This window comes from Facilibium subflavum (assembly GCF_003574485.1).
In the GTDB taxonomy this organism is placed as follows: domain Bacteria; phylum Pseudomonadota; class Gammaproteobacteria; order Francisellales; family Francisellaceae; genus Facilibium; species Facilibium subflavum.
The window spans coordinates 1-10,689 of the sequence record NZ_QLIT01000104.1 but is presented as its reverse complement, the minus strand read 5'-3'; the positions used below and the strand labels follow the sequence as shown (position 1 = coordinate 10,689).

The 10,689-nt window shown below is 37.1% G+C and carries 8 protein-coding genes; 5 read left to right on the top strand and 3 right to left on the bottom strand.

Going from position 1 to position 10,689, the window contains the following annotated elements; translation table 11 throughout:
• Nucleotides 1-943: hypothetical protein (locus DNK84_RS07015; protein ID WP_208123272.1), on the top strand; the 943-nt coding region annotated here is incomplete at its 5' end.
• 130 nt (nt 944-1,073) lie between these two features.
• Here DNK84_RS07015 and DNK84_RS07010 read toward each other — a convergent pair.
• Genes DNK84_RS07010 through DNK84_RS07000 form a run of 3 tightly spaced genes read right to left on the bottom strand, consistent with a single transcriptional unit; the run spans nt 1,074 to nt 4,472 of the window.
• Nucleotides 1,074-2,453 (bottom strand): YfcC family protein, encoded by a 1,380-nt coding sequence (locus DNK84_RS07010; RefSeq protein ID WP_208123271.1) that lies wholly within the window; start codon nt 2,451-2,453, stop codon nt 1,074-1,076.
• A 51-nt stretch (nt 2,454-2,504) separates the two neighbouring features.
• A complete protein-coding gene (locus DNK84_RS07005; protein ID WP_119343836.1) occupies nt 2,505-3,779 on the bottom strand; it encodes a M20 family metallo-hydrolase in 1,275 nt (424 codons plus the stop codon).
• Nucleotides 3,780-3,803: 24 nt separating this feature from the next.
• The gene (locus tag DNK84_RS07000) at nt 3,804-4,472 is read right to left on the bottom strand and encodes a DUF1028 domain-containing protein (protein ID WP_162902289.1); all 669 of its coding nucleotides are present in this window, start codon (nt 4,470-4,472) and stop codon (nt 3,804-3,806) included.
• A 281-nt stretch (nt 4,473-4,753) separates the two neighbouring features.
• Here DNK84_RS07000 and DNK84_RS06995 point away from each other — a divergent pair, with 281 nt between their 5' ends.
• From DNK84_RS06995 to DNK84_RS06980, 4 genes are all read left to right on the top strand, one after another.
• Complete coding sequence (locus DNK84_RS06995) at nt 4,754-5,977, top strand: sugar MFS transporter (RefSeq protein ID WP_208123270.1); 1,224 nt, start codon at nt 4,754-4,756, stop codon at nt 5,975-5,977.
• A 151-nt stretch (nt 5,978-6,128) separates the two neighbouring features.
• Entirely contained in the window at nt 6,129-8,840 is a 2,712-nt protein-coding gene (polA, locus tag DNK84_RS06990) for a DNA polymerase I (protein WP_119343834.1), read from the top strand.
• 3 nt (nt 8,841-8,843) lie between these two features.
• Nucleotides 8,844-9,458, top strand: coding sequence for a DUF3261 domain-containing protein (locus DNK84_RS06985; protein ID WP_119343833.1), 615 nt, complete (start codon nt 8,844-8,846; stop codon nt 9,456-9,458).
• A 36-nt stretch (nt 9,459-9,494) separates the two neighbouring features.
• Nucleotides 9,495-10,403: an Rpn family recombination-promoting nuclease/putative transposase gene (locus tag DNK84_RS06980; RefSeq protein WP_119343832.1), complete on the top strand. Its 909-nt coding sequence runs from the start codon at nt 9,495-9,497 to the stop codon at nt 10,401-10,403.
• The last annotated feature ends 286 nt before the right edge of the window (nt 10,404-10,689 follow it).

The window sequence follows — 10,689 nt, the reverse complement described above, 5'->3', positions numbered from 1 at the left end:
AAGAGATGTCTACTCGACAAAAACTGGGTATCAACAATCTATGAAAAACTATGCTTCTGTTATTGGTAAAGATAAAGCATATTTAGGATTAGATTTAGAAAAACAGTGGGATATGCCACAAGCAGAAACCCCTGAAGCGTTGGCTGAAAAAGCGGCTTGGACTTACCAAAACCAATATGGCGGTATTATGTTTTGGGCGATTATAAAGGTAAAAGAAGGTTCTCCTGATCCTTATACTTATCTTGATACCATCAGCCAAAAGTGGGGAAGTGACCAACTTTATCCTCAAACAGGGCATAACCAATGTATATGCAGCTTTGATTTTGATGATACGCTAAAGTCTTCAGGCTTGGCAAATCCTGGCGCAAAAGCAGCCATTCAAGTATGTATGAAGTATCACTGTGGTATTGGTATTAATACAGGTAGAAATGTCTTAGATCAACATGAATATCATTTGATGTGGCAAGCAACAAATAATGAAAATTTGTTAAATAAAAATATAATGAGTTATATTTATGGGAACCAGGCAAAGCCAACAACCGTTGCAGATGATATGTCTGTACGCTATGTATCTAACTCAGATTGGCCATTAAATTCTGGTCAAAAGTGTCCCTTTAGAATTGCAAAAACGTGCAATGTTTTAAATTTAATTGATATATATAATCACAATATACCTAAGGGTGATCAAACTAAAAATAGTTGTGTATTCCATTTTGATGACTCAATTGGGCAATTGAATAACTTAGCCAAGGACTTTACGATTAAATTTTCAAAGCCTATTCGTGAAGTAGATGTTACTTCAAATTTGGAGCATTTCTATACTTTAGATAATAAAATTACACTTAGCGACCATAAAAATGGTATTTGGTATACGGGTGATATTGATCAGTTGAAAAATAAAATAGATCATTTAATGTATTCCAGTAATTGCTTTAATAAGTAGTCAGCTAATTTTTTCTAATATCCTTATTTACTGAAGTTACACACTTTCCATTTTTGTATATTACTTCAAGGACTTCTCATTCATTCTGCCTGGTTGGTGATCTATCCCAAGGATTAGTGGAAATATACTATCACCATCCAATTAAATAACCAATCACCAGGAAAATCCATGAAACCCCATAGGCGATTAGCATAAAAGGTGTGATGACTTTCAACCATTTTCCATAAGAAACACCACCTAAAGCAAGCATAGCTAATGTCCCACCTGAGGTTGGCACGATTAAGTTAGTCAGCCCATCACCAACTTGAAAGGCAAGAATCATCAATTGTTTACTCATGCCAATTAATTGGGCAACCGGCAGTAATACTGGCATGGTTGCTAATGCTTGACCTGATCCACCTGGAATAAACAGATTAATAATGCCTTGCACTATTGTCATAATGATTGCAGTCAAATAAGTCGGAATGTTATTTAAAGATCCGCTTAAATAATAAATCACTGAATCAATAATATGACCTTCGGTTAACAGTACTTTAATCGAGGCTGCCAATCCAATGACAAGCGCGCCAGCTGTTACTTTTGAAGCCCCTTCCATCATAATCATAATAAACTTATTAGGGGAATAATGACAAATAAAGGCGATAATAATTGCAACGATTAAAAAAACAGCTGTAATTTGATTAATATAAAATCCTTGAACTAATGCCGAGCAAACAGCAATTACAATAACGCCAGTGAAAAAGACCAGTATAATCAATAGATCACGCCTGCTCATATGATATTCATCAATTTTTTTACTTAATCTTTGAGCTTGATCATTACTCGATTGATGTTTATTGGCAACAAATTTTACGATATAAAGCGCTAACACATTTAATGAAAAAAATACCAGGATAGTTCTAAATAAGGCACCTGAAAATAAGGGTAAATGCGCTAAGTGTTGTGCAACACCTACTGTGTAAGGGTTGATTGGTGATAAGGCAAAACCCACACCAATACCACCTACAGCAATACATACACCAACGACATTAGATAAACCTAAGGCTGATGAGATAATAATCGCAACAGGTACTAAGGCGATGTTGTTTTCAAAGCCAACCGCAATACCAAAAATACCGTATATATAGGTTGCAAGAAAAATAAGTAATGTCTTTTTTTCTGCACCAATATGCTTGACGGCAGTGCCAATGGCATTTTCAAGCGCACCTGATTTTGACATTAAATGAAAAAGGCCTCCGGCAATAAAGACGATAAAAAGGTATTGTGATGCTAAAATAAGGCCTTTAGGAATAGCTACAAAAATATCAAAGATATTCACAGGTGTGGCAGTAATAAAATGAAATGAATGGGGAATCACAATAGATTGCCCGTTTTCAAGAATTCTTTTGAATGAACCTGCTGGGATGATGTAAGTCAACATGGCCGTGATCAACAGAATATAGAAAATTAATGCCATTGGGTCGTTTATTTTATGGTACCATTTTTGTACCTTCATTTTTTCTTCTTGCATAAGTGCCTCCCCATCTTAAAAATTTGATAAAAACCTTAGTAATGATCGCATTCACACAGGAGCTGTTTGTTGACTTGCTAAGTGCCTGTTTTTCTGTGTGCTATCGTATTGAAGGTTTCTCAAAAAAGAATCAATAACCTTTGCTGCAATGATGGCATCATCAGGTTTGATTTCTTCTTTAAAGTGATGGCTAATTCCTGCTTCACAGCGTAGAAACAGCATGGAAATAGGGCTAAGTGCTTGTATTGCTAAGCCATCATGACCTGCACCACTGAAAAGTGAAAAAGGTGTAATTTGGTTTTCCTGGATGGCTTCTTCCAGTTGCTTTTGTAAGTCTTTATCGCAAATAGCACCATTCATTTCATAGTTCTTGCTGGATTGAATTTCAAGGTTTTGTTTTGTTGCTAAAGACTGACAAAATGCTTCAATTTCTTTTGCTGCTTTGTGGCGAATTTCAGGTGATGGTGAGCGGATTTCAATTGTTAAATCAACACGATCAGGAATCACATTAACAGCATTGGGTTGAACGTTCAGCTCACCAACAACACCGACAAGATTATCTGTTTTGGTAAAAATCGCATTTGCAAATGTAATAATTTGTGCGGCAGCTAGCAGTGCGTCTTTTCTCATATCCATGGGGGTGGTTCCGGCATGATTTGCCTGTCCTTGAATAAATACTCGATGGCGTTGAATACCTGTAATAGCCGTGACAACACCAACAGGTAGATTCTTTTGTTCTAAGATAGGACCTTGCTCAATATGCACTTCAAAGTAGCCGATAATATCAGACTGTTTGCGTTTACATGCTGCCAGATCATCAGGGTTGGCACCAATAAATGTTAAGGCTTCTTTTAGTGAAATGCCATCTTTATCAACAACTTGTAGTGCGGTTTTATCCACATTACCACAAAGCGCTTTACTGCCTAGTAAAGTTTCAGGAAAACGCACACCTTCTTCATCGCCAAAGGCAACAAGCTCAATCCCATAATCAAACTCAACCCCATGTTCATGGTATTTTTGTAAAATATAAAGCGGAAGCAAAACGCCTAATATACCATCATATTTTCCACCTTCAATCACAGTATCCTGATGTGAGCCGATGATTAATTTTTTGTTGGATTTTTTTCCTGGTTTAAAACCAATAACATTTCCAATGGCGTCGATTTTGGTTTGAAGACCTGCCTCTTGCATCCATTTTTTAAGAACAGGAATGAAGTTTTTATGTTCTTGGCTACAATAAAGCCGTGTTACGCCACGCTTGGTACTAGAAAATTCAGCTGCCTTTTCAAAATAAGCCATTAATTCATTTTCATTATATTGAATCATTATTATTTCCCCATTTATTTTGTTTTATTTATTACCGGCTTTTGTTGGTTGACTATCTGTTGGTATTGACTGCAAAAAATCTTGGAAGTCTTCCTTAAAATAAGCCTTATTAAGTGCTTTAAGCGCATCAAAAAGGGCCGATCCATTTGATTGATCAATGCGTAAATCAATTGGGCTTTGCTCAAAATGAACAACTTTTATGGCTGCAGAAATCGCCCCTTTTTTATCACCACCTGCTTTAAAACCTGCCTCAAGTGACAGGATCAGTCTTTCACTTAATGAAAGATTATGGTTTTGTTGGTAGCTTTCAATCATGGTTTTTAAAACGGAAGTATCTTTTAAGCGATTGCCGGCAACGGCTAAATTTTGCTGGCAGATATGACCACAAAAATCTTCATTATATTTACCTGTATGCCCGGCTGTCTGACCAGATTTATCCATTATGATGCATTGCCGATAGCCATGATTTTCATCTTTTTCAAGTAATTTTTCTACTATTTTATGTGCTGGTTGGTTCTTGTAAAACAACTCAAAACTCCAATCAGCATACAGCCTGTTTGTATAAAAACCCTGGGTTGCTAAACAACCATAATCACTTATAGCATGCGGAACAAAGCCGCCAACACAAACTGATGCGGTTACACAACCAACAGCCAAATAAGCCCCTTCTTTTGCAATAATAGAATATGTCAAATAACCCCCAATAAAAGAAAAAAAACTACACATATTTTGTTAAAAATATCAGCTTTTGATGCATGAGTCAAATTTGTCATTGATGCTTTAAATGATGATCTCCATCGATTAAATTCATGAAATAGCATAGAAATCTTAATGATAAAATGTGTGGCTTTACTGATGGGGTTAAGAGGTTAAGGCCCGAATTCAACCCAGGCGATAATTATAGACTAATTGACAGTTTATTTTAAATCTATCTATACTAAGCGATCTTTAATTTACCCATAGGGTTATCAATTGTGAATAAACGACTAGGATCTATTGCACTTTTATCTTTGGCTTTCTTTATGTGGGGCTTTTTAACCTCTCTTAATGATATATTAATTCCTCATTTAAAAGCACTTTTTGAATTAAATTATACTCAGGCAATGTTTGTACAGTTTGTCTTTTTTGCAGCTTATGCCGTTTTATCGGTACCACTTGGAAAGCTTGTTTTTAAATTTGGTCATAAGTGGAGTATTGTCTTAGGTTTTTTTATCACCATGCTTGCCTGTTTTTTATTTATTCCGGCGGCCTATTCTTCACTTTATGCATTTTTCTTATTCAGCCTTATTATTTTAGGTGGTGGCATTACACTTTTACAGGTAGCCGCTAATCCTTATGCAAGCCTTTTAGGGAATCCAAAAACAGCAGCCTCTCGCCTTACTCTAATGCAGGCTTTGAATTCTTTAGGTACAACGGTTGGGCCTTTATTTGGCAGTGTTTTGATCCTATCGGTAGCAGTCAATCAAGCAAGCCATAGACAACTGGTTGAATCTATTGAAAAACCATATCTTATTCTTGGCTCTGTCATGCTTATATTGGGGTTACTGTTTACACTTTTTCCACTTCAAAAAGTTGAAGGAACCATGGTTGATAAAAAAACAAAAGCACATTTGGATGAAACAGGCTATAAATACACATTCCGTCAAAAACATTTATATTTAGGCTGTATTGCTATTTTTGTTTACGTTGGTGCTGAAGTATCTATTGGTAGCTTTTTGGTTAATTATTTTGAACGCCCATTTATTGGCGGATTAACAGCAGCACAAGCGGCAAAATATGTTGCCTTTTATTGGGGAGGCGCGATGATTGGGCGTTTTATTGGTTCATTTTTCTTAAAGATTGTTAAACCGCCTAAGTTATTATCTTTTAATGCGATTGTTGCTATGATTCTTGTCATTATTTCAATAAGTTCAAGCTATAGCATTGCTATGTGGAGTATTTTAGCTGTGGGTTTATTTAACTCAATTATGTTTCCGACAATTTTTGGCTTAGCACATAGAGAATTACATCATAATAGCACCTATGGCTCAGCATTATTGTGTACATCAATTGTTGGTGGGGCTATTATCCCCATTTTTCAAGGTGTTGTTGCTGATTATCTTGGTATCCAGATTGCCTTTATTATTCCTGTTATCTGCTATGGGTATATTTTATTTTACGGCCTTTATGGCTATAACAAAAACATCTCTTTGGGCTAGATCCAAGCACTTTTCCTAATACAGTTCTCCTTAAGCTTTATTGTCATTATGGCAGGATTACCAGAAATACGGTAAAACGATTTATGGGTGCGATAAAGCAATCGATCATGTATGATAGAGTTTAGTTGGAAAATTAACACTATTTTTAAAAATGTCACAATCACAAAATATTGTCTTAGTTGATGGCTCTTCTTATCTATTTCGTGCCTTTCATGCCTTGCCGCAATTAACAAACAGCCAAGGTGAACCAACCGGTGCCATGTTTGGCGTGATTAATATGCTAAGAAAGCTGCCCTCACAGTTTAATACTGACTATGTTGCTGTTGTTTTTGATGCCAAAGGTAAAAACTTTCGTCATGAACTGTACCCGCAGTATAAAGCCAATCGTAAAGCCATGGCAGATGAGCTTCGGATGCAAGTTGAGCCCTTGCATGAGTTGATTCAAAAATCAGGCTACCCTTTAATATGTATTGAAGGGGTTGAGGCCGATGATGTAATTGGAAGCTTGGCAATCAAGCTTGCCAAAGACGGTCATAATGTCATTATTTCAACGGGTGACAAAGATATGGCGCAGCTGGTCAATGGCAATGTTACCTTGATAGATACCATGAAAAATCAAACGATGGACAGTGATTTTGTCAAACAGAAATTTGGCATATCGCCGCACCAGATCGTTGATTATCTGGCGTTAGTTGGGGATACTTCTGATAATATTCCTGGGGTACCCAAAGTGGGTCCTAAAACTGCGGTAAAATGGCTGTGTGAGTATCAGGATCTACAAGGTGTTATGGATCATGCCGATCAAATCACTGGCAAAGTTGGTGAGAATCTTAGAAATAGTTTAACGATGTTACCACTATCTTATAAGCTTGCAACCATAAAATGTGATATGGATTTGGCTTATGCTTTGGATCAATTGAAAATGCAGACGCCTGATTATGATTATTTAAAGAAAGCCTATACACATTATGAATTTCGTGGGCTTTTGCGTGATTTGGAAAAAGCAAAAAACAGCATACAACCCACTGAAATTAAAAATGAACAGGCACCTGATGAAAGCAATTATGAAATTATTTTTGACATGGCAAAATTTGAAGATATTTGTCAACAATTACAACAATCAGAACTTATTGCATTTGATACTGAGACCGACTCATTAGATACCTTTAAGGCAAGACTTGTTGGTATTTCTTTTTCATTAAAACCGTTTCATGGCGTGTATATTCCTTTACAACACGATTATGAAAACGCACCAAAACAGCTTGATTTCAATACCGTTATCAAAGCATTAAAACCGATTTTGGAAAACGATAAAATCAAAAAAATCGCCCAAAATGCCAAGTTTGACATGAAGGTATTAAGCCAGGTTGGTATTGACGTTAAGGGTATGCTGTATGACACAATGCTTGAATCCTACGTTTATAATAGTGCATCAACCCGACATGATATGGACTCTTTAGCTAAGAAGTATCTAGAGATAGAAACAATGTCTTTTGAAAGCCTCGCTGGTAAGGGTAAAAACCAGTTAACGTTTAATCAGATTGATGTTACTAAAGCTGGGTTTTATGCCGCTGAAGATGCCGATATTACCTATCGGCTTCATACTTATTTATGGCCAAAAGTATGTGAAGTTCACGCACTTGAAAAACTTTATTTGGAAGAAGAGTTGCCAGTAAGTTTTGTTATTGACCAAATGGAGCGCACTGGTGTGAAAATTGACAGTGCATTGTTACATGAACAAAGCAAAGTATTAGAAGGAAAAATTGCTGAACTTGAGCAACAATGTGCCAACATCAGTGGTGAGCATTTTAACCTTGCCTCAACCAAACAGCTTCGTGAGGTATTATATGATAAAATGCAACTGCCTGTTATAAAGAAAACCCCAGGTGGTCAGCCATCAACCTCTGAGGAAGTCTTACAGGAGTTAGCGGAAGTGTATGATATTGCCCATGTAATCATGGAGCACAGACACTTAAGCAAGCTTAAATCAACCTATACCGATAAATTACCATTAATGGTGAATAAAAAAACAAATCGCGTGCATACTTCTTATCATCAGGCGGTAGCTTCAACAGGCAGGCTTTCATCATCTGATCCTAATTTACAGAATATTCCAATTCGCTCTGAAATTGGTCGTAAAATTCGTCAGGCTTTTATTGCTGAGGATGGTTATAAGATTGTTGCGGCTGATTACTCGCAAATTGAACTGAGAATAATGGCACATTTGTCGGGAGATCAAACGTTATTAAATGCATTTCAAAAAGGCTTAGATATTCATCAGGCTACTGCAGCTGAGATTTTGGGGATTAAACCTTCTAATGTAACAGCCGAGCAAAGACGACGGGCAAAGGCAGTTAATTTTGGTCTTATTTATGGCATGGGGTCCTTTGGTCTGGCAAAACAGTTGAAAATCTCGCGTACAGAAGCACAAGAATATATTGATATTTATTTCTCACGTTATCCAGGTGTAAAAGGTTATATGGAGCAAGCTAGAAGCGATGCCCTTACACATGGTTTTGTTGAGACAATTTTTGGCAGGCGTTTGTATCTGCCTGATATTAATTCTCGCAATATTCCAAGAAGGCGTGCTGCTGAAAGGGTTGCGATCAATGCACCGATGCAAGGCTCAGCAGCCGATATTATCAAAAGGGCGATGATCGTGATTGATCAGATGATTCAAAAGGAAGAATTACCCGTAAAGATGATTATGCAGGTGCATGATGAGCTGGTATTTGAAGTCAAAGAAGACAAGGTAGAAACATTAACACCAGTAATAAGACAATTAATGGAATCGGCTGCTTTATTGAAAGTGCCATTGATTGTAGATACTGGTGTTGGTGATAATTGGGATAAGGCACACTAAGTGATGAAGATACAAAAAGTAATGAAATATTTATCGCTTATTTTTTTTGGTGCTTGTTTGTTGATGAGCGCAGGATGTGCGCTGTTAAAAACAAAACAAACACAAACGCCTGTAGTACAGGTTTTTCAACAGACATTACAACTGCCAGCGCCTAAAGCATTAAATTTACATTTTAATGCCTCACAATTATTAACCGCAACCTATTTGATTAATGGGCAAAAAAAATCATATACCACACAGGTTGAAGTTGAGGCTTCAGCAGATAAAATTGTACTTGTTGCTGCCGCAGGATGGGGTGGGTCAATATTTTCACTGGTCTACGATGGTGTATGTATTCAAAGCAGTACACTGCCGATGCCAAATGCCAATATGGGGGTGAAGCAGACGTTAATTGATTTTATTTTTAGTAATGCTTCTGTTGATGTTTTAGAAAAAATGCTAAAGGGTAGCAATATCACACTTAAAATAGCGCCTGGCAGACGTGTTTTTATGTTAAAAGGCAAAAAGGTGATGGAAATCCACTATCAAAAAGACCCAAAACGCAAATATGATGAAATCGTTATTGATAACAATTTATATCATTATCAAGTTAAAGTGAAAACCTTAAGTCAATCGTAGCAGAATAGCGCAATAGCCTTACTATAGAGGTCAGAGATGTCAAAAGATAAAACACCAGATAATAATGCTTTTCCAACACCGCATGATGCTTTCTTTAAAGCAAATATGGCAGATAAAAAAAGAGCAATTAAAGCCCTTAAACAACATTTTTCACCAGAGCTGGTTGCACTTATTGACTTTAAGACAATAAAATCCAGGTCAACCGAGTTTATCCAGCACAATCTGCACAAAGTTATAAGTGACGTCCTTTATTCGTGCAAAATCAAAGACAAAGATGCGTACCTTTATGTTATCTGGGAGCATCAAAGTACAAGTGACGCATTAATGGCTTTTAGAATGCTGACTTATGTCACTCAGATTATGCAACATCATTTGCAGCAAGGGTATAAAAAACTGCCATTAGTGTTACCGGCGGTAATTTATCATGGTAAAAAGTCCCCTTATCCTTATTCAACCAGTATTTTTGATTGTTTTGAGGATAAGACTCTGGCAGCTGAATATGCGTTTAGGTCATTTGAGTTAATTGATCTCACCGTAATGAGTGATGATGATCTGGCAAAGTTTGACCCTGATTTGATGTTTGAGTATATGCTAAAGCATAGCCGTGATAATCTGGTGGAACAGTTAACACAATGGCTGCTAAAGCATCCAAATCAATCAGTGTATTTTTTAAGTGCTGGAAAAAATCTGTTAAATCAGGTATTCTCTTACATAGAAAGTCGAAAAGATATTGATCAATCGGCGGTTGATCGGTTAATTGAAGTCATCAATGAAAACACAGATGGTGAATTTATGAGTGCGCCAAGCAAAGCTAAGGCAATCAAGCTGGACAATCCAGCCCAGAAAAAGGCTAGCCACCAGTCTGGAACCGAACTACACATAATGCAAGGTAACGAACATTATGAAGCTGTAGTAAGGGCGGTCTATCAGCCACAACGCGAGTGAAGGTATTGAGCCCCGTAATATACCCTCGTCGCACCTGATCAAGGTTTTCATATGCCTGAAATCAGCACTACGCAATACGTAAAGGCGAGTATGCGTGGAGGTGTCGGGGTCTGAGTCCGTAGCGGGTAGATGAACTGATTGCTTTGGAACTTGGGAGAACCTTGCTATTTCTGAATGCTTATCTTGGAGCCTAAAAAGCTAGAGATAAGCTTAGCAAGGTAGTCGGACTAGCTCATAGTAGAGGTGTAAATAGGGTAATGCCTAATGGCACTAAGTTAAGCCGCAT

Bases quoted from the DNA above. Each gene is read 5' to 3' on its own strand.
- DNK84_RS07010 (WP_208123271.1), bottom strand. From the start codon at position 2,453: ATGCAAGAAGAAAAAATGAAGGTACAAAAATGGTACCATAAAATAAAC.
- DNK84_RS07005 (WP_119343836.1), bottom strand. From the start codon at position 3,779: ATGATTCAATATAATGAAAATGAATTAATGGCTTATTTTGAAAAGGCA.
- polA (WP_119343834.1), top strand. From the start codon at position 6,129: ATGTCACAATCACAAAATATTGTCTTAGTTGATGGCTCTTCTTATCTA.
- DNK84_RS06985 (WP_119343833.1), top strand. From the start codon at position 8,844: ATGAAGATACAAAAAGTAATGAAATATTTATCGCTTATTTTTTTTGGT.
- DNK84_RS06980 (WP_119343832.1), top strand. From the start codon at position 9,495: ATGTCAAAAGATAAAACACCAGATAATAATGCTTTTCCAACACCGCAT.